This is a genomic window from Novosphingobium sp. (assembly GCF_031424035.1).
Classification (GTDB): Bacteria; Pseudomonadota; Alphaproteobacteria; order Sphingomonadales; family Sphingomonadaceae; genus Novosphingobium.
The window spans coordinates 12,076-31,774 of record NZ_JANPGP010000017.1; the positions used below are offsets into that span (position 1 = coordinate 12,076).

The following is a 19,699-nucleotide window of genomic DNA, read 5'->3' on the forward strand; positions in this document are numbered from 1 at the left end:
CGTTCAAGCGGGCGGCCCCTTTTTTGATTCCGGCAAGATTGCCAGCGCGGCCATGCCTGCTATCGATGAGTGACCCTCATCGCCGGACACCATATGACTGCCGCCCCCGCAACTTCCGGCCCATCGCATCGCTCAACCATGGGCTTCGTCTTCGCCATCGTGCTGATCGATATGCTGGGCTTCGGCATCATCATGCCCGTTCTGCCGGGGCTGATCATGAATCTTGGCGACATGAATATCGACGAGGCAGCGGTCTTCGCCGGCTGGCTTGGCGCGGGCTATGCTGCCACGCAATTCCTGTTCGCGCCGGTGATCGGCAACCTGTCCGACCGGTTCGGCCGCCGTCCGGTGATGCTTGCCAGTGTGCTGGCCATGGCCATCGACTATGTGCTGCAAGGCATGGCCCCAGCGCTGTGGTGGCTGGTGATCGGCCGGCTGGCGGCCGGCATGACCGGGGCGAGCTATTCCGCCGCCTATGCCTGCATTGCCGACATCACCCCGCCGGAAAAGCGCGCGGCGAACTTTGGCCTGATGGGCATGGCCTTTGGCTTCGGTTTCATCGCCGGGCCAGCGATCGGCGGCATTCTCTCCGAATTCGGCGAGCGCGCCCCGTTCTATGCCGCCGCCGCGCTTGCCTTTGCCAATTTCCTGTTCGGGCTGTTCTTCCTGCGCGAAACGCTGGCACCCGAGAATCGCCGGGAATTCAGGTGGCGGCAGGCCAACGCGTTTTCAGCGCTCAAGGCGCTGCGCGGACAAGGCGCTACGGTGCTGTGGTTCATCGCGGCGCTGGCGGTGTGGCAATTGTCGCACATCGTCTATCCCGCAATCTGGTCCTATTTCGCCATCGCCGCCTATGGCTTTTCCCAGCGCGAGGTTGGGCTGGCGCTCGGCATGGTCGGGCTGACCAGCGCGCTGGTGCAAGGGTTCGGCCTGCGCTTCATCGCGCCGCGCATGGGCGAAAAATGGGCCGTGGCGACCGGGGTTATCGGGGTCTGCCTGTCATCGGTGATCTATGCAGCGGCAACGAGCACGGCGATGGTTTACGTGGCCATTACCGTGGGCGCGTTGCAAGGACTGATCCAGCCATCGATATCCGCGCTCAACAGCCGCGCCGTCGATGCGAGAAGCCAAGGCGAACTGCAAGGCGCAGTCCAGTCGATCGGCTCGATCGCCTCCATCATCGGGCCGCCGCTGTACGCCGGGATTTTCGCCAAGTTCAGCGGCGCACAAGCGATTGCGCCGTTCCCTTCGATGCCGCTGTTCGTCGCCGCATTCTTCGCGCTGATCGCGCTGGGCCTGTTCCTGGCGGGTGCCCGGCGGCTACCTGCAAGCGAGTCACGCTAGACAATTGCGTTTCTTGCAACTGCTTGCGCGCCCTTTGCGTTTGTAATGTCTACCTGTCAGGTTATGTTGCAACTGCGAACACAGTTCGCGAATGCAACAGGAGATACCCATGCGCAGCATCTATTCGATCGTGCTGCCGGTGATTGTCGCTGCTATGTCCAGCGGCCTCATTTTCACCGCGACGCTCGCCTGAAGTGACTTCGAGCCGGATGGCAACAGCCGGCGATCCAGAAATCACGTCCTACAGGAAACTGAGCGTCTAGAGCCGTTCCATCGGCTCTAGCAAGCACTCCCCACAGAAGCGGCCGTCCGGCACCAGCCGGGCGGCCGTTTCGTTTTCAGATTTCAAGACGAAGCGTCGCCCGGACATCACGCCCGGCCAGCGGGGCATAGTCCTTGAGGAAACTGGCGTGGCGCCGCGCGTTCACATCGAACAGGTTGTTCGCGCTGAGGAGCAGACTGAGCGGCTTGTCCCGGCCCCAAGGGCGCCATGACACTTCGACATTGGCAAGAGTGTAGCCCGGGGTCGGATCCTCGTTAGGCGCAACCCGGTCTTGCCCGGTGACCCGCTCGACATTGGCCTTGAAGTCCCACTTCCATGACGAAAGTTCGAGCCCGCCCTTCACACGCAGCGGCGGGATGCGCGGTGCGGGGCCGTAGCTATCGATATCGGCATGGACATAATCAGCCAGCGCCTCGGCCTTGATCTTCCAGTCACCGAATTCGGCGAGCGTGTAATCGCCCTGCACCTCGAAGCCGTAGAACCGCGCATTGGCTTGCTGCAAAAGGTATTCGGGCAAGCCGTCGACCACCGCGCCGGTGCGGTTGTCGTAGATGAAGTTCGAGAACCAGCTGTGATAGATCGATGTTTCGAACGAAAACCGCTCGCCGTGCCCGCGCAGGATTGCCTCGGCGCTCCACACTCGTTCGATCTTCAGCGCGGGATCGCCGACCTCGAAGGATTCGGTGCCGGCGTGCGGGCCGTTGGCGAGCAGTTCTTCCGCCGCAGGAGCACGGGCAGTGCGTGACAGGTTCATACCAAATTTCCACTGCGGGCTAAATTCGTACATTCCCCCTAGCGCCGCCGAAAAGGTGTCAAAGCTGATCCGGCCGTTATAGAACTGTGGCTGCGCTGGCAGCGGCTTGGAGGTGATACGGCTATGCTCGAACCGCGCGCCGGCTTCGAGATTCCACGGCCCCATTTCGTACTGCTGGAGCGTGAAGAAACCGACCTGCGCGCTCGAATTCTTCGGCAGGAACGCCTCCACACCGACAACATCAAAGTCGCGGATGACCATCTGCGCGCCGCTCACGCCTTTCCAGCCGCCCCGGTCCGCCTGGGCCAGTTCGAAGCGGGCTTCCACGCCCTTGTTGTAGAAGGTGGTGCCGACGCTGCCGTCAGGCTCAAGTTCGGAATGCTGGTAATCGGCATAGCCGACACGAAAGGCGAGCTTGCTGATCAGGCTGCCTTCGGTGTTGATTTCGGCACGGCCATCGATGCGGTCCTGCTTGAGCGCGATGCGCGGCGCTTCCTGGCCCTGCCCCGGCAAGGTCGCGAAGCGGACGGGGATGCCGTAGACATTGTCAGTATGGCTGTAGACCACGCCGATCGCCCCACCATCGTTGACATAGGTAAGCCCCGCACCCGCCGTCCACGCCCGCGCCGAAGTGTTGGGCAGCGTGCCGGATTGATCCGCATTGGCAGCAAAATCGACATCGGAAGCGGGGTCGGGCGGTAGCAGACTCGATGCACGCGCCTGGGCCCGCAGCGCCGGCGACAGGGCACCCCCCCCGATCCGCAGGTCGTCGCTCTTCGACCAGGAACCGTCGGCATGGAACACGAGGTGTTCGGCGATCAGGATATCGCTGCTGGCGGAAAGCGAACGTTCGTTGGCCGCCGAGCCGTAGCTGGCGATGGCGCCGATGTGCACCTTCTCACCGGGAACCTTGGTGGGCAGCCGGCGGTCAGTGACATTGACCACGCCGCCGATCGCCGAGGCGCCGTAAAGCAGCGACTGCGGCCCGCGCAGGACCTCGATTCGTTCAGCCAGCAGCGGGTTCACCACCACCGCGTGATCGACCGAAGTGTTCGACACGTCGATCGCACCGATGCCATCCGTCAGCACGCGCACGCGTTCGCCCTGCAGGCCGCGCAGCACCGGGCGCGAAGCGCTCGGCCCGAAGGACGTGGCGGAGACACCGGGGATATTCTGCAGTGTCTCGCCGATGGAGGGCCGCATCGCCTGGGCCAGGTCCTGCGACTGGATTACCGCGACGCCCGACAGCACATCCTGCCGCGACCGGATCAGGGTACCGGTGACGACGATCTCCTCTGGGGCGTGATGATCATCTTCCACCTGCTGGGCCGATGCGGGCGACACAGTGAGGGCAAGAGTTGCGACGGAAGCAAGCAGCAGGGGAAGTTTCATTGAACGCACAGACCCATCTCTATTACTCAAACGCCCCCTCCTGCCGCGCCAACTAGCGCAGCCTTCGAGGTGTTACAACATATCATTTAAGAAAGGTGCGACTAACCGTTCCCGTAGCGCGCCCTTCCGGCGATCAGGGACTGACGAGTTCGAACGCTGCCCATAGCGAAGGGTGCGCCTTGGCCCCGGCTCCCTTGCGCCAATCCCCCAGCGAGCGGCGCACGGCCTCTGCCGGTGCGGCTCCCTTGGCCGAATGGCGCAATGTTCCCGCCGTCACCGCGCTGGCAACATCATCGCGCACCGGCCAGTGCGTGGCAATGATCCGGTCCGCCCCGGCAAGGATGAAGGCTTGGGCGAGGCCCGACAAGCTGGGCGCATCCGGACCCGATCCCGCCGCCGTGTTGCAGGCCGAAAGGATCACCCACGATGCCGGCAGGTCAAGCCGGGCGATCTCGCTGGCGGTCAGAAGGCCATCGTCTTTGCCCGAAGCACTGAGCAGCAGCGCTGGTTCTCGCAGCCCCTCGAACTCGCCCGAGACCAGCCCGTGAGTGGCGAACGCTACGACCGTTCCCGGAGCTATCCTCAAGCCGGCAAGTGCGGATTCGGTTGCCGCCACGCCAGTGAGGATCGTCGGGCTCCGCGCCCCGATGGCGCGAGCGATTGCGGCAAGCTCTGTGGCAGCGCGCGGCAACGGCGGCAGGCGATCAAGCCCTTCTACCGGACTACCGCGCACTGGCGTCGTGTTTTGCTCCGGGCTTTGAGGGACTGCTTCCGCCGAGCCCATTCCCAGCATTTGCGTCGTTGCGTGTAAGCCGCTGTCGGAATGGCGACGCGGCGCGCCCGCCAGCCGGGTCACTGACATACGATCCATGAGGAAATCCTTGCCGTGCACGTCGGCGACCAGCAGCGAAAACGGCACCGCGCCGAGCGGACCATGCGCGCTGACTTGCAGGTTTCTGGTCTGGCGCAGCTCCTTTTCGAGCCGCGGTGAAACCAGCGCACGGTAAACGGCAGCAGAACTGGCACGGTCAAAGGCGTTGCCTGCGGCCGACGGCAGCAGCGCGGCGCGCAGGCGATCGACGGCATCACGCATCATCTTGCTATCTGTGTCAGTGATGTACTGGATCGTCGCCGACGGGCTTACCCCGGTAACGATGAACCGGTCGTAACTCGGCGTTACCTGGATAAACAGGTCGCCCTTGCGCAATTGACCCCGCGCCTCGATCAACGAGACAGTGGCGAAATGTCCGCTATCGATCTTGCGCGCGGCAAGATCGCCGTCGAGTCGCTGTATCGCCAAGTCGAGACGGGAAAGTTCGGCATTGGCTTTCGCCAGGTCGAACTCCGCCTTGGGCGCAGCCAGTTGCGCTTCGATTGCGGACAGGGTTCCGGACCGCAGGGCTGCAAGCTTTCGCCTGTCCTCGAACATCGCAGCCGCCGCCGGATCGCTCACCGCAGCGCGGCGCTGGGCAGCGGTGGCGGCAGCGGAATCGACCGATCCCCGCACGGTCCATTGCTGCGCTTCGAACGCGGCATCGGTGTCTCCAGCGCGCTGAAACACTTCCGCGAGATACTGAAACGTTGCTCGCGCAGAGATCGTAAGGTCGGCGGAAGGGTTGGCGCCAGCATTCGCCTTGGCTCTGGCGAATATGTCCTGCGCCTCCGCCACCAGTTCGCCCTTGCTGCGCGATGCCGCGCGCGACTGCACAAGCAACAGCAGCGCCCGCTCGGCCAGCAGTTCCTGGTGCTGCGGCGGCGCAGCGAGCATGCGCAGGGCAACGCCTTCGCGCATCGTCTTTTCGGCCAAAGCGAGGTCGCCCTTGGCAAGCGCGATGCGCGCGAGCATCCCGCGCCCCGTCATGCGGTCGCGGTGCTGCGATGACAGGCGCCTGTCGCGCACTTCAAGCACCATTTTCTGCTCGGTGAGGGCCTCGTCCATCCGGCCAAGCCGCATCAAGGCCGTCGCGCGCACTTCATGCGCTTGCAGCGCGCGGTTGCTTTCCGGGCCGAGCTGCTTCTCGATCACGCCGATCGCCTGGTCGAGAAATGCGACGGCCTGATCATCGTTGCCGGAGTCGGACAGCGCGGTCGCCATCATCGCGCGCATCGAGGCGCTGTTCTGGTTAGGCGACCCGCTCACCGCTTCGATCGATTCATAGGCCTGGCGCAGATGAGGAATCGCCGTATTCGGCTTGCCTTGCCTGATCAGCATGGCGCCCATGTTGGCATGGAGGGTGGAAACCGCAGGATGCCCCTTGGGCAGCAATGTCTCGCTCAACGAGATGCCTTCGCGCGCCAATGCCACGGCTTCGTCCGGCCGGCCAAGGGTGTAGAGGTAGGCGACGCGGTTGGCATACCAGGTGGCAATATCTCCCGGGATCGGGTTGAGCGCTTTGCCCATGGCAATAGCTTCGGCGTTGAGCGAAAGCGTCTGATCCTGCTTTCCGGCTTCCCAGTTGATCCCGGCGAGATTCGACAGCGCCTTGGCTAGATCGAGATTCGGCTGCCCCTTGGCCAGCGAGCGTTCAATCGCAAGGCTGGTGGTGAACGCGGGAATCGCTTCGGCAAGGTTGCTGCGATAGTGGGCGATATAGCCGCGCAGGTTGTGGGTGCTGGCCAGCGCCTTGAGATAGGCAGGACCCGCTTTTTCCAGAATGGGCTGGATTTCGCCAAGGATCTTCGCGGCTTCGTCCATCTTGCCTTGAGCGGCGAAGCCAGAGGCGATGCCCTGCCGCGCCGCGGCGACGGCGGGGTGCGAGGCGGGATAGAGCCGCATCGCCTCAGCCAGCGCGGCTTCGTAAAGCGCCATGCCGGCCTGCGGATCAGACCCCGTGTCATAGGCGTCCGCCTTCGCCATCAGAGCATCAAGCGTAGTCCGGTCAACCGGCTTGGCCAGCGCCGGCTGGGCACAGCCGAAAACCAGTGCCGAGAGTGCCATGAACGAGCCGGATTTCATCGCCTTGATCCCCCGAGTGATGCCGCCGGAAAAGACCACAAAGCCGCTGTGGATGGAAGGCACAAAACCCTTCCGATTCCGCGCCTCTGCACCTATATCGCGGGCATGTCTGAAACGCCTGAAAATATCCCGAACGCCAACGCTTATGGCGCCGACCAGATCAAGGTCCTCAAGGGCCTCGACGCCGTGCGGAAACGCCCTGGCATGTACATCGGCGACACCGACGACGGGTCGGGTCTCCATCACATGGTTTTCGAGGTGTCGGACAACGCCATCGACGAAGCGCTGGCCGGGCATTGCGACCTCGTCCTGATCGAACTGAACCCCGATGGCTCGGTCTCGGTTGAGGATAACGGGCGCGGCATTCCCACCGGCATCCACTCCGAAGAAGGTGTCTCGGCGGCAGAGGTCATCATGACCCAGCTTCACGCAGGCGGAAAGTTCGAGAACACGTCGGACGATAACGCCTACAAGGTCTCGGGCGGTCTCCACGGCGTTGGCGTCTCGGTGGTCAACGCCCTGTCCGAATGGCTCGAACTGACCATCTGGCGCGACGGGCTGGAGCACTGGATGCGGTTCGAACATGGCGATGCCGTTGGTCCGCTCGTGGTCAAGGGACCGGCGCCTGCCAATGATTCCGGGGGAGTCAAGAAGGGCACCCGCGTGACCTTCGTCGCCTCGACCGACACGTTCAAGAACGTGCTGGAATTCGACTTCGAAAAGCTTGAGCACCGCTACCGGGAGCTCGCTTTCCTCAATTCGGGCGTGCGTATTCTCCTGCGCGACAAGCGCCATGAAGAGCAGGTCGAACATGACCTGTTTTATGAAGGCGGCATCGGAGCTTTCGTTTCCTACCTCGATCGCAACAAGCAGCCGCTGCTGCCCAACCCGATCGCCATCAGTTCCGAACGCGACGGCATCGGCATCGATGTCGCACTGGAATGGAACGATTCGTATTACGAAAACGTCCTGTGCTTCACCAACAACATCCCGCAGCGCGATGGCGGCACGCACCTTGCTGCCTTCCGCGCCGCGCTGACTCGCACGCTCAACAGCTATGCCGAAAAGTCTGGCCTGCTGAAGAAGGAAAAGGTCAACCTGACCGGCGATGACATGCGCGAAGGGCTGACCGCGATTGTTTCGGTCAAGCTGCCCGATCCGAAGTTCTCGTCGCAGACCAAGGACAAGTTGGTCTCTTCCGAAGTGCGCCAGCCGCTGGAAAGCCTGATGGCCGACCGCATGCTCGAATGGCTTGAGGAAAACCCCGCCAACGCCAAGGCAGTGGTCCACAAGATCATCGACGCCGCCGCCGCCCGCGAAGCAGCACGCAAGGCCCGCGAACTGACTCGGCGCAAGGGCGCGATGGATATCGCCAGCCTGCCCGGCAAGCTGGCCGATTGTCAGGAACGCGATCCATCGAAGTGCGAACTGTTCCTGGTCGAGGGTGACAGCGCCGGCGGCTCGGCCAAGCAAGGCCGCGAACGGCTTTATCAGGCGATCCTGCCCCTGCGCGGCAAGATCCTCAACGTTGAACGGGCACGGTTTGACCGGATCATTTCATCGCGCGAAGTCGGCACGCTGATTCAGGCGATGGGCACCGGTATCCGCGACGAATTCAACTTGGACAAGCTGCGCTATCACAAGATCGTGATCATGACCGACGCCGATGTCGACGGCGCGCATATCCGCACGCTGCTGCTCACCTTCTTCCACCGCCAGATGCCCGAGATCATCAAGGCCGGCCACCTGTTCATCGCGCAGCCGCCGCTATACAAGGTGAGCAAGGGTCGCAGCGAAGTCTATCTGAAGGACGCCGCTGCGCTTGATCGCTATCTGGTCGAAGCCGGCACCGCCGGGCGCGTGCTCGAAACTGCCGGCGGCGCACGCGGCGGGCAGGAGCTTACCGAACTGGTCGAACACGCCATGCGCCTGCGCTCGCTGATGGCCTTCGTGCAGCGCAAGTACGATCCCGCCGTGGTCGAGGCGCTGGCCCTGTCGGGCGCGCTCCAGCCTGACATGGAGGCATCCGCACGGGCCGCAGCCGTCGCCAAGACCGGCGAATGGCTGGGCCGCGCTGACAGCGAAGCAACGTGGACGGCAAAGGTCCTCGACGATGGCTCGGTGCAGATCGTACGCCTGTGGCGCGGCGTTTCCGACGTCTATCCGATCGAAGCGAGCTTCCTCGCCAGCGCTGAAGCCCGCAAGCTTGCCCGCCTCGCCGCTGAGCAGGCCGATGTCTATTCGGGCACCGCAAGGCTGGTGCGCGTCACTGCTGTCGAGGTTGAGCCCGAGCCCGAGGCCGATACGGGCAACCCCGGCGAAGGCGACGATCAGATTGCCGCCCCGGTCCGCGCCGTCGCCGGCGATGGCGCGATCACCCGTCCGTCTCAGCTGCTTGACGCCGTGCTCGCCAATGGCCGCAAGGGCCTGTCGATCTCACGCTACAAGGGTCTTGGCGAAATGAACGCCGAGCAGCTCTGGGAAACCACGCTCGATCCGGAGAACCGCATCCTGCTGCAGGTGAAGGTCGAGGACGCCGACGTGACCGACGAGATCTTCACCCGCCTGATGGGCGACATCGTCGAACCGCGCCGCGACTTCATTCAGGAGAACGCGCTGAACGTCGCCAACCTCGACGTTTAGGACAAGTGCTGGTCGCGAAGCACTCGTCACAAGGCGGTCACGACCAGCAAGTACCGGGGTGTGCATGATACGCTCAACGACTGCACTTATCGCCGCCGCACTGGTCGCTCACGCCGGCCCTCTGGCGGCCAAGGACAAGGCACCGCGGACCGTTACCGTGGGCATCGCGGCGATCAACGATTTCCACGGCACGCTGGAGCCGCCGCAGCAGTCGGTCGTGGTTCCTGACGGTCAGGGCGACTTCGTGCAGGTGCCCGCCGGCGGCGCGGCATGGCTGGCCAGCGCGGTCGATTCCGTGCGCGCCAAATATCGCTATCACCTGACCGTTTCGGCGGGCGACATGATTGGCGGCAGCCCGTTCAGCTCGTCCTCTTTCCTCGATGAACCGGCGATCGGGGTGATGAACCGCATCGGGCTGGATTTCAACGCGGCGGGCAATCACGAATTCGATAGCGGCACCGAAGAGCTGCTGCGCAAGCAAAAGGGCGGCTGCGCCCAGTTCAGCGCGATCAAGCCATGCCAGATCGAGCGTTTCAAAGGGGCGAAGTTCACCATCCTCGCGGCCAATACGATTAAGGATGATGGTTCCACCCTGCTGCCGGCAACCGCCATCCGCAGCTTCGGCAATGGGCGCATGCGGGTCAAGCTCGGCCTCATCGGGCTGACGTTGAAGAACAGTGGCATCGGGCAAAAGCCGGAGAACGTGAAGGGCATCCGCTTTGCCGATGAGGCCGATACGGCCAATGCGCTGGTCAGCACGCTCAAGGCCAAAGGGGTCGACGCCGTCGTCGTGGTGATCCACCAGGGCGGGCGCACGACCGATCCCGCACCCAATGGCTGTCCCGGCCTTTATGGTGAGATCAAGCCGATCCTCGACCGGCTCGACACGCGCGTGGACCTCGTCATCTCGGGCCATACGCACTGGGACTATGTCTGCGAATATGGCGCGATCAACAAGGACAAGCCTTTCTTGATGACCAGCGCCGGCCTGTGGGGCAAGATGGTGACCGACATCACGCTGGAAATCGATCCGATCGCCAACAAGGTGGTCAGCCGCAAGGCGCAGCAGGTGATTGTCCAGTCGCCGGGCTACCGGGCGTCAACCGCCTTCATCGCCAACCGGACGGATTTCCCGCAGTTCGAGCCACGCAAGGATGTAGCGGACTATGTCGCGACTTACATCAAGGCCGCCGACGTGGTGGCCAAGCGGCCGGTGGGCAAGATTGCCGCGCCGGTCGACAAGCTCGACGGCCCGCTCGCCAATACCGGCGGCCCGCTCGGCAACCTGATCGCCGATGCCCAGCTTGCCGCGACAACCGGTGCGGGGGCGCAGATTGCGCTGATGAACCCTTTCGGCATCCGCCGGTCACTGAACGCTGACACCGATGGCACAGTGACCTTTGTCGATCTTTTTGCCGTCCAGCCGTTCCGCAACCGGCTGGTCACGGTCAGCCTGACCGGTGCGGAGATCAAGGAAGCGCTGGAGCAGGGCTTTGATGCCAACGCGCCCGAGCAGGTTCTTGCGCCCTCGGCCGGTTTCAACTTCACCTATGATCGCAGTCAGGCGATCGGCTCGCGGATCACCGCCATCAATCTTGGGGGCGCGCTGATCGATCCAGCGAAGTCCTACCGCGTGACGATCAGCCGTTTCATGGCCGAGGGAGGCGACAGCTTCGATGCCTTTACAAAGGGTCGCGACCCGGTGGAAGGCATGATGGAAATCGACGCGCTGGAAGCCTGGCTCAAGGCCGTTCCACCCCGCACCGCGCCACAGGAAGTGCGCGCGATCGATGCCCGGCCCGATCTCAACGCGCTGAAACGCAACGCTCCGCCGGGACAGAAATACCGCTGAGCGGCGCGCCTACTTTTTAGGTAACCACGGCAGGAAGCCCGAGGTCTTCCGAACGTATTCCGCATAGCCCGGTCGCCGGTCGGCCATGCCCTTTTCAAGCAGCGGCTTGCCCGACCATTTGGTCAGGGTGAAGGTCAGGAAGGCGGGTCCGATCAGGCTGCCCAGCGCCACGGGCCAGCCGGCCTCGGTCGCCGCCAGCCAGATGCCCCACCATACGCAGGCATCGCCGAAGTAATTGGGGTGACGGGTATAGCGCCACAGGCCGGTGTCGAGTACTTTGCCCTTGCTGGCAGGATCAGCGCGGAAGCGGGAAAGCTGCCAGTCACCCACGGTTTCGAACACGATGCCCAGCAGCCACAGCGCGGCTCCTGCCATTGCCAGCGTGCCGATGCCCGCCGCGCCAGATCCGGCGACACCCATTTGCGCCGGCAGGCAAGTGACCCATAGCAACACAGCCTGCGGCAGGAACACGCGCTTCAGCGCACCGCTCGCATAGCGCCCTTTGTCACGCGCGGGACCGAGGATCTTGGCATAGCGCGGGTCCTCACCGCTCGCCCGCCAGCGGGTGTAGAGGTGGATCGCCAGCCGCGCGCCCCAGATCACCGCCATAGCCGCAATCAGCGAAGCACGCGGTCCGGGCTCGTCCAGTTGCAGCCATGCCGTCGCCGCCAGCAGCGCCATGCCGCCGCCCCAGACGGCATCGATGAACGATACGTCGCCGATCTTCGCCGCCACGGCCCAGAGCGCCAGCATGGTGACGAGGATGATCGCCGCGTTGGTCAGAAGGATCTCAGTCATCGTCATCAATCCCTGCGGTAATGGCTTGCCAACGCGGGTGGCCGGGCAGCTTCTCTTCGAAATAGGCACGGATGCGGGCGAAATCGACCGCCTTGTTGCCGGTAAGCTTGATCTCCGGGCCAAGCCCTCCGCGCCGCACGGCATGGTCAACCCAGGCCGGCACGATCGGCACGCCGGCACCCAGCGCCATATGATAGAAGCCGGTCTTCCACTTCGCCGCGCCCTTGCGGGTGCCTTCAGGCGCCACCACCAGCATCAGTTCGTCGCGCGCGTTGAACACGTCGATCATCTGTTCGACATAGTTGTGGCTGGCCGAACGGACCACCGGCACGCCGCCCATTTCGCGCATGAAGCGGGTCATCGGCCAGCGGAACAGGCTGTGCTTGCCCATGAAAGCGGGCCGGATTCCCAGCGCGTCGGTAGCGCCGATGAAGAACAGGAAATCCCAGTTGCTGGTGTGCGGGGCGCCGATGATGATGAATTTCCGCGACCTAGGCTGCCATGGATCGAGCGTCCAGCGCTGTGAGCGGAACAGGGCCAGCAAGGCCCCGCGCACCAACCGCGTCATCAGCGAATAGCGGGTGCGGGCGGACCTCAGAAACCTGCTCCATCGGGCCATCGCGGGCTGGCCATGCCGAACACCTTGAACAGCAGGCCCATCTGACCTTCACCGATCAGGCGATCGGTCGCCGAGCGGATGGCGGCGGCATGCTGCGGGGCAAATTGGGAGAGCGCCTCGGCCCGGGCCTCGATCCCCAAACCGCGCAGCCAGCGCCCCTGCGGGACCGTACCGAGCCAGCGGCAGCCGCGCGATTCGACTACCGGCGCGAGAGAAGCGAAATCGACGTGGGCGGTCAGGTCGACCTCACCCGGCATGGCAAAGGGATCGACCTTGCGGTGACTACGCACCGCCTGCAGCGTCGAACCGTCTCGCACCACGTCGGACCCGTAATCGATGAACAGCGCCGCACCGCCCTGATCGACCAGCCGCCCGGCGACTTCGTACATGATCGCCGCCGCGCCGGGGCAAGTCTCGATAATCGTGCCATCGGGGGCATTGCGACGCGCTTCGGGCACGGCCGGATCCATCGGCATATGCCCTGCGACGGGCAGGAAACGGCCATCCTGAAATCCGACCATCCGCTCGCGCCAGCCTTCAGCCGTCTTGACCATCTGGCGCACCGGCAGGGCATCGAGGAATTCGTTGGCGACCAGCAGGATCGGACCATTGTAGGGCACGGTCGACAAGTCATCATGCCAGATCGCGCCGGGCATAGTGCCCAGCTGGATATCCTTGAGCTGGGTCGAGGTTTCGACAAAATGGACGCGCGGGGTGAGGCCATAGCGCTTTGCCGAAGCCATGGCATCGCGCGCCAGAGTGCCGCGTCCGGGGCCAAGCTCGACGTAGTGCACCGGCTCCTCCCGCCCGGCGCGGATCCACATGTCGGCCAGCCAAAGTCCGATCAGTTCGCCGAACATCTGGCTGATTTCGGGCGCGGTGATGAAATCGCCGTCCTCACCGAAAGGGTCCTTCGACGCGTAGTAGCGCGCGTTCGATTCCGCCATGTAATGGGCAACACTGATCGGCCCGGAATGTCCGATCAGGCGTTCGAATATCGCCGAGAGCCCCCCCTCGCTGATCATGCCGGCGGAGGCGATGCAGTAGTGCCGAGCGGCGGACGGACCAGCGCGCGGACCATGAAGAACAGGCCGACAAGGAACAGCGGGATCGTCAGCCACTGGCCCATCGACAGCCCGGTCGACAGGGCAAATTCACGCAGTTGCGCATCGGGTTCGCGGAAGAATTCGACCACGAAGCGCCCTGCAGAAATGCCTGCCGTGAAGGTGCCGGCAAGCAGGCCCGGACGGAACCGAGCGCGCGTCTTCCAGAACAGCAGCATCATGATGATCAGCAGCAGCAACCCTTCCAGCCCGGCTTCATAAAGCTGGCTGGGGTGGCGCGCCAAGGGGCCTGCATCGGGAAAGACAATGGCCCAGGACACGTCGGGACCAGCAGGCCGCCCCCACAGCTCGCCGTTGACGAAGTTCGCCAGCCGGCCGAACAGCATGCCGAACGGCACCGAGACCGAGACATAGTCCGCCACGCGCAGGAAGTTCAGCTTGCCGCGCCATGACACCCAGGCAAAGGCCAGAACCACGCCCATCAGCCCGCCGTGGAAGCTCATCCCGCCTTCCCACAGCTTGATCAGTTCGCTCGGCTCGGTCAGCAATTGCGGCGCGTAGAAGGTCGCATAGCCCAGCCGTCCGCCAAGGATGATGCCCAGGGTGCAGTAGAAGAACAGGTCGTCGGCATGGCGCTGCGCCAGTGGCGCGCCGGGGGTGCGGATCGCCTTCGAGGTGTGCCAGTAGGCAAGGATGATGCCCGCCAGATAGGCGAGGCTGTACCAGCGCAGGGTAAAGAAGCCGAGATCGATGCCACGCGTCAGCCCGAGATCATCGAAATTGATCGGCTGCGAAACGGCGGCAAGCAATAGTGACAGCAAGGACTTGAACCCCTAAATGTTTGTTGCAGCAGTCTTGGCACAGCGCGGCCCGCGATGGAACCGCTTGTGAACACCGACGCGCGCGGGAAAGGATTGCCGACCGGCCATGCCAAGCGAACTCGACCGGACTTTCACTGCCATCATGGACGCGATGACCGCGCCGGGCGCGATGCTGGAAACCATGCAGGTGGACGTGCGTGGCCGCAGCTGGACGGTGTTCCGCAATGCCCCGCCCAGCGTGCCGGCAATGCTCGCGCATTATTGCACACAGCACGCGGACCGCGAATTCATCGTCGATGGTGCGCTGCGACTGACCTTTGCGGAAACTCTGGCTCTGTCGCGTGAAGTCGCCGCCGGACTGGTCAATCGCCACGGCATCGCCAAGGGTGACCGCATCGGCATTGCCGCGCGCAATTCGGCAAACTGGGTGATCGCCTATTTCGGTGTGCTGCTTGCGGGCGGCTGCGCGGCGCTGCTCAATGGCTGGTGGACCGGCGAGGAAATGGCTGACGGCATTCGCCTTGCCGATTGCCGCCTGATCCTTGCGGATGCCCAGCGCGCCGCGCGGATCGATGCGCTCGATCACGGCGCTGAGGTGCTGGTGTTCGATCACGGCGAACCGGCGGAAGGCCTTGCCGCCCTGCTCGGTTCAGGCGCGGCCGACCTGCCTGCGCTGACCGGCGATGACCTCGCCACTATCCTTTACACTTCGGGATCGACCGGTCAGTCAAAGGGCGCGCTGTCGGACCACCGGGCGGTCGTGCAGGCGACGGTGAACTTCGCGGCGAACACTCTGATGCTCTATCAGTACCACGCCGCGCGCGGCGAAGTGCCCGAAGGCCGGCTGCCTTGCGCGCTGGTCGCGGTGCCGCTGTTCCACGTTACCGGGGAGATTCCCTTGCTGCTGCAAAGCCTGATCACCGGCCGCAAGGTCGTGATCATGGCGCGCTGGGACGCGGCCGAGGCGATGAGGCTGATCGAGGCCGAGAAGGTCACCTATTTCGTTGGCGTGCCACTGATGACCTACGAGATCGCCAGCCATCCCGACAGGGTGAAATACGACCTCTCCACCTGTGTTCACTTCGCCGCAGGCGGCGCCCCGCGCCCGGAATCGCACGTCCGCACGATCCGCGATGCCTTGCCCACCGGCTACCCGATCCTTGGCTATGGCCTGACCGAAACCAACGCCGTGGGCTGCGGTAATTTCAACGAGAACTACCTCGCCAAACCGGGATCGACCGGCCCCGCCAGTCGCCCGCTGGTCGAAGTGGGAATCCTGGGCAGCGATGGCACAGTCTTTCCACAAGGCGAAATTGGCGAAGTGGCGATCCGATCGATCTGCAACTTCATCGGCTACTGGAACAACCCCGAGGCAACCGCCGCGGCGATGACCGGCGACGGCTGGTTCCTGTCAGGTGACCTCGGCTACCTCGATGCGGACGGCTATCTGTTCATCGTCGATCGCAAGAAGGACATCATCATCCGCGGCGGCGAGAATATCACTGCGAGCGAGATCGAGGCCGCACTTTACGGCCATCCCGGCATCGCCGAGGCCAGCGTCTTCGGCCTGCCCGATGACCGGCTCGGGGAAGTGCCGGTGGCGGTTTACGTGGCGCATGACGGCATCGACGTGACGCCGGAGGACCTGCGCGAATTCCTCTGCTCGCAGCTCGCCGGGTTCAAGATACCGGTGCACTTCTGGCGGGAATCGGATAGGCTGCCCCGGCTCGGAACCGAAAAGGTCGACAAGCGTGCCCTGAAAGCGCGCTTTGCGGCCCAGTGGACGGGCGCTGAAACGCGGGCCTGACACTTGACCTTCCAACGAATTGCCAACCAGCGCGCCATCATTGACCGGCGCGCGCTTGCCTCTGCCATCGCCGATGGCGTCGCTGAACTGGGCGCCGAAAAGGCCCGTCCGCGCGTGGTCGAACTGCTGCGTGCCGCACTCAGGGACGGCAAGGCGGAGATCGAGCGCCGCCTGATCGAGAAGCCCTCCGCCGGGCACGAATGCGCCGCCGCGCAGGCATTCCTCGTGGACCAGCTGGTCCGGGTCATCCACGACCATGTTATTGGCAATGTCTATCGCGCCAGCAACCGAACCACGGGCGAGCGGCTGACAATCATGGCTGTCGGCGGCTATGGCCGCGGCGAAATGGCCCCCCATTCGGACGTCGATATCGCGTTTCTCACCCCCGGCAAGCAGACCGCCTGGTGCGAGCAGGTCATCGAGGCGATGCTCTATTTCCTGTGGGATCTGGGACTCAAGATCGGTCATTCGAGCCGCAGCCTGGATGACATGGTGCGCATGGCGCGCAGCGACCTGACGATCCGCACGGCGCTGCTCGAAGGCCGTTACGTCTGGGGCGACCAGGACCTGTTCGACGAGGCGAACCGCCGCTTCTGGGCCGAAGTGGTGGCCGGGACCGAGCGCGATTTCGTCTCCGAAAAGCTGGGCGAGCGCAATGAACGGCACAAGCGGCAGGGCGACAGCCGCTATGTCGTCGAACCCAACGTCAAGGAAGGCAAGGGCGGGCTGCGCGATCTGCACACGCTCTACTGGATCGGCAAATACATCCACAAGGTGCGCGATTCTTCGGAGCTCGTGAACGTCGGCCTGCTGAGTGCCACCGAATACCGCGCGTTCAAGCGGGCCGAGACTTTTTTCTGGGCGGTGCGCTGCCACCTCCATGCGATCACCAATCGCGCCGAAGACCGGCTGACCTTCGACCTGCAGCGCGAAGTTGCGGCGCGGATGGGCTTTGCCGACCGGCCGGGCAAAAGCGCAGTCGAGCGCTTCATGCAGTACTTTTTCCTGCAGGCAAAACGCGTTGGCGCGCTGACCGGCCTGTTCCTGTCGCAGCTTGACGAACAGTTCGCCAAGAAGCAGCCGCGCGGACTTCTCGCCGGATTTCGCGCTCGCCCGCGTACGATCGCCGGCGGCTGGATCGTCTTCGGCGGCAAGATCGACACGCCCTCGGACGACTGGTTCGAAAAGGACCCGGTGCGGCTGGTTGAACTGTTCCAGCTCGCCGCATCCGAACAGCTCGAAATCCATCCCTCCGCGATGCGCCGCGCCTCGCGCGATGCCAAGCTGATCGACGCCGCCGTGCGCACCGATCCCCGAGCCAATGCCCTTTTCCTTGATCTGCTGACCAGTCGCAACGACCCTGAAACGGTACTGCGTTGGATGAACGAGGCCGATGTCTTCGGCCGCTTCGTTCCCGACTTCGGCCGGGTCAACGCGCAGATGCAGTTCGACATGTATCACCACTACACGGTCGACGAACACACCATCCGCGCCATCGGGCTGCTGGCGCAGATCGAGCGCGGCGAGCAAAAGGAAGACCATCCGCTCGCTACCCGTCTGTTCCCGCAGATCCGCTCACGCCGGGTGACCTATTGCGCGGTGCTGCTGCACGACATTGCCAAGGGGCGCGGCGGCGACCATTCGGTGCTTGGCGCCGAAGTGGCGAGGAAGCTGTGCCCCCGCTTCGGGCTGGACGAAGCCGAGACCGAAATGGTCGCCTGGCTCGTGCGCTATCACCTGATGATGAGCGACACCGCATTCCGCCGCGATCTGGCCGACTGGAAAACGATCAGCGACTTCATCGAAGTGGTCCATTCGATCGATAACCTGCGCCAGCTGACCCTGCTGACCATCGTCGATATCCGCGCGGTCGGTCCCGGCACGTGGAACAGCTGGAAGCGTCAGTTGCTTGGCGATCTGTACGAAGCGGCGGAAGAGCGCCTGCGTCTGGGCCATGCCATGCACGGGCGCAGCCACCGGGTCGCCGCGCGCAAGGACAAGGTGCGTGCGCAGCTCGGCAAGTCAGGTGACTTGGTCGATTCGGTCGGCCAGCAACTTGGCGATGCCTACTGGATCGCCGAGCCCGAGGACATCATCGCCTGGAATCTGCGCCAGCTCGATGCGGCAAAGGGCGCATCGCTGCATGTCGCCTGCCACTACTATGCCGCGCGCGGGGCGACGCTGGTGACGGTGATCGCCGCCGACCACCCGGGCCTGTTCTACCGCATCGCCGGGGGCATACATCTGGCTGGCGGCAACATCATCGACGCGCGCATCCACACCGCGCGTAACGGCTTTGCGGTCGACAATTTTCTGGTTCAGGATCCGCTGGGACGCCCGTTCAGCGAAGGCAGTCAACTCCAGCGGATCGAGACGATGATCGCCGACGCGCTGGCCAACCGGGTCAAGCTGGTCCCCCGCCTCGCTGCCCGTCCGCTCGCCCGCCCGCGCGCCGAGGCCTTTGTGGTGCGCCCCGGCGTTGCCTTCGACAACAAGGCATCGAACCGCTTCACCGTGGTCGAGGTTGCCGCCCGTGACCGGCCCGCCCTGCTCAACCGGCTGGCCCGCGCGCTGTTCGAAGCGCGGCTGGTGGTCCATTCGGCGCATATCGCCACCTATGGCGAGCGCGCGGTGGATACGTTCTATGTCACTGACGTGCTGGGTGAAAAGATCGAGCACGCCGGCCGCATGAAGGAAGTCGAAACCGCGCTGCTTGAAGCGGCGGGTGAAGATACGGTCGAGGTGGAAGCGGCGTAATTGTCCGCCTGACGGCGGTGCGGAAAGCCATCCGGCTTTCCTGCGGCACCGGCCCGCTCCCCCGCCCGGCCACCCAACGAGATTGTATGCTCTGGGTGGCCGGCCCCTTCGGCGAAAATGTCCCCCGGACATTTTCTCGCACCTCGGACGGGAGCGGGCCGGTGCCGCAAGCCAGTCGCGGATGCGACTGGCGCACCCAACAAATTACTCCCCTTCCCCAAACCCGCGATTCGCACTAAGGACGCGGCGAAGACCCATCACAGGAGAAGACACTATAGCTCCCCCACCCCGGCGCATGCTGCAGCCCCCCGTCAAGAGCGGGCCGCGCTACAACCAGCTCATCCAGTCGGACAAGGTCCGCGTGATCGATGAGACTGGTGAGAATATCGGCGTCATGTACACCCGCGAGGCAATCGAACAGGCGGCCGGAGTCGGCCTTGATCTGGTCGAGGTATCGCCCAACGCTGATCCGCCGGTCTGCAAGTTCCTCGATGTCGGCAAGTTCCGCTACGAGGCGCAGAAGAAGGCTAACCTCGCCCGCAAGACCCAGAAGACGCAGGAGATCAAGGAGATCAAAATGCGTCCGAACATCGACGATCATGACTATGA

12 protein-coding genes are annotated in these 19,699 nt (G+C 64.0%); 6 read left to right on the top strand and 6 right to left on the bottom strand.

What is annotated here, in order from left to right:
• The first annotated feature begins 93 nt into the window (after window positions 1-93).
• On the top strand, window positions 94-1,344 hold the full coding sequence (locus tag RMO89_RS02210) for an MFS transporter (RefSeq protein ID WP_310530953.1): 1,251 nt from the start codon (window positions 94-96) through the stop codon (window positions 1,342-1,344).
• Window positions 1,345-1,682: 338 nt separating this feature from the next.
• Here RMO89_RS02210 and RMO89_RS02215 read toward each other — a convergent pair whose 3' ends face one another.
• Both RMO89_RS02215 and RMO89_RS02220 read right to left on the bottom strand, forming a co-directional pair.
• Window positions 1,683-3,773, bottom strand: coding sequence for a TonB-dependent receptor domain-containing protein (locus RMO89_RS02215; protein ID WP_310530954.1), 2,091 nt, complete (start codon window positions 3,771-3,773; stop codon window positions 1,683-1,685).
• Window positions 3,774-3,906: 133 nt separating this feature from the next.
• On the bottom strand, window positions 3,907-6,792 hold the full coding sequence (locus RMO89_RS02220) for a CHAT domain-containing tetratricopeptide repeat protein (RefSeq protein ID WP_310530955.1): 2,886 nt from the start codon (window positions 6,790-6,792) through the stop codon (window positions 3,907-3,909).
• Between the two features lie 42 nt (window positions 6,793-6,834).
• Between RMO89_RS02220 and gyrB the strand changes: the two genes are divergently transcribed.
• On the top strand, window positions 6,835-9,372 hold the full coding sequence (gene gyrB / locus RMO89_RS02225; protein ID WP_310530956.1) for a DNA topoisomerase (ATP-hydrolyzing) subunit B: 2,538 nt from the start codon (window positions 6,835-6,837) through the stop codon (window positions 9,370-9,372).
• 64 nt (window positions 9,373-9,436) lie between these two features.
• Window positions 9,437-11,224: a bifunctional metallophosphatase/5'-nucleotidase gene (locus tag RMO89_RS02230; protein WP_310530958.1), complete on the top strand. Its 1,788-nt coding sequence runs from the start codon at window positions 9,437-9,439 to the stop codon at window positions 11,222-11,224.
• 9 nt (window positions 11,225-11,233) lie between these two features.
• Here the strand turns inward: RMO89_RS02230 and RMO89_RS02235 are convergent, their stop codons facing one another.
• The 4 genes from RMO89_RS02235 to lgt are packed head-to-tail and all read right to left on the bottom strand — an operon-like array spanning window position 11,234 to window position 14,526.
• Window positions 11,234-12,022 carry a DUF1295 domain-containing protein gene (locus tag RMO89_RS02235; RefSeq protein ID WP_310530960.1) on the bottom strand — a complete coding sequence of 263 codons (789 nt, stop codon included), beginning with the start codon at window positions 12,020-12,022 and terminating at the stop codon, window positions 11,234-11,236.
• A complete protein-coding gene (locus RMO89_RS02240) occupies window positions 12,015-12,641 on the bottom strand; it encodes a 1-acyl-sn-glycerol-3-phosphate acyltransferase (RefSeq protein ID WP_310530962.1) in 627 nt (208 codons plus the stop codon). Before RMO89_RS02240 ends, RMO89_RS02235 begins: the two co-directional genes overlap by 8 nt.
• Window positions 12,617-13,666, bottom strand: a complete 1,050-nt coding sequence (locus RMO89_RS02245) for an SAM-dependent methyltransferase (protein ID WP_310530963.1) — start codon at window positions 13,664-13,666, stop codon at window positions 12,617-12,619. Before RMO89_RS02245 ends, RMO89_RS02240 begins: the two co-directional genes overlap by 25 nt.
• A complete protein-coding gene (lgt, locus tag RMO89_RS02250) occupies window positions 13,663-14,526 on the bottom strand; it encodes a prolipoprotein diacylglyceryl transferase (RefSeq protein ID WP_310530965.1) in 864 nt (287 codons plus the stop codon). Before lgt ends, RMO89_RS02245 begins: the two co-directional genes overlap by 4 nt.
• 106 nt (window positions 14,527-14,632) lie before the next feature.
• On the opposite strand from lgt, the gene RMO89_RS02255 reads away from it, so the two are divergent.
• The 3 genes from RMO89_RS02255 to infC all read left to right on the top strand — a co-directional run.
• Entirely contained in the window at window positions 14,633-16,333 is a 1,701-nt protein-coding gene (locus RMO89_RS02255) for a class I adenylate-forming enzyme family protein (protein WP_310530967.1), read from the top strand.
• A 3-nt stretch (window positions 16,334-16,336) separates the two neighbouring features.
• Window positions 16,337-19,090 carry a [protein-PII] uridylyltransferase gene (locus RMO89_RS02260; protein ID WP_310530968.1) on the top strand — a complete coding sequence of 918 codons (2,754 nt, stop codon included), beginning with the start codon at window positions 16,337-16,339 and terminating at the stop codon, window positions 19,088-19,090.
• A 295-nt stretch (window positions 19,091-19,385) separates the two neighbouring features.
• Window positions 19,386-19,699: translation initiation factor IF-3 (gene infC / locus RMO89_RS02265; protein ID WP_310530970.1), on the top strand; the 314-nt coding region annotated here is incomplete at its 3' end.

Excerpts from the sequence above, each read along its gene's own strand:
- RMO89_RS02210 (WP_310530953.1), top strand. The coding sequence starts at position 94 with ATGACTGCCGCCCCCGCAACTTCCGGCCCATCGCATCGCTCAACCATG.
- RMO89_RS02215 (WP_310530954.1), bottom strand. The coding sequence starts at position 3,773 with ATGAAACTTCCCCTGCTGCTTGCTTCCGTCGCAACTCTTGCCCTCACT.
- gyrB (WP_310530956.1), top strand. The coding sequence starts at position 6,835 with ATGTCTGAAACGCCTGAAAATATCCCGAACGCCAACGCTTATGGCGCC.
- RMO89_RS02230 (WP_310530958.1), top strand. The coding sequence starts at position 9,437 with ATGATACGCTCAACGACTGCACTTATCGCCGCCGCACTGGTCGCTCAC.
- RMO89_RS02235 (WP_310530960.1), bottom strand. The coding sequence starts at position 12,022 with ATGACTGAGATCCTTCTGACCAACGCGGCGATCATCCTCGTCACCATG.
- RMO89_RS02240 (WP_310530962.1), bottom strand. The coding sequence starts at position 12,641 with ATGGCCCGATGGAGCAGGTTTCTGAGGTCCGCCCGCACCCGCTATTCG.
- RMO89_RS02245 (WP_310530963.1), bottom strand. The coding sequence starts at position 13,666 with ATGATCAGCGAGGGGGGGCTCTCGGCGATATTCGAACGCCTGATCGGA.
- RMO89_RS02255 (WP_310530967.1), top strand. The coding sequence starts at position 14,633 with ATGCCAAGCGAACTCGACCGGACTTTCACTGCCATCATGGACGCGATG.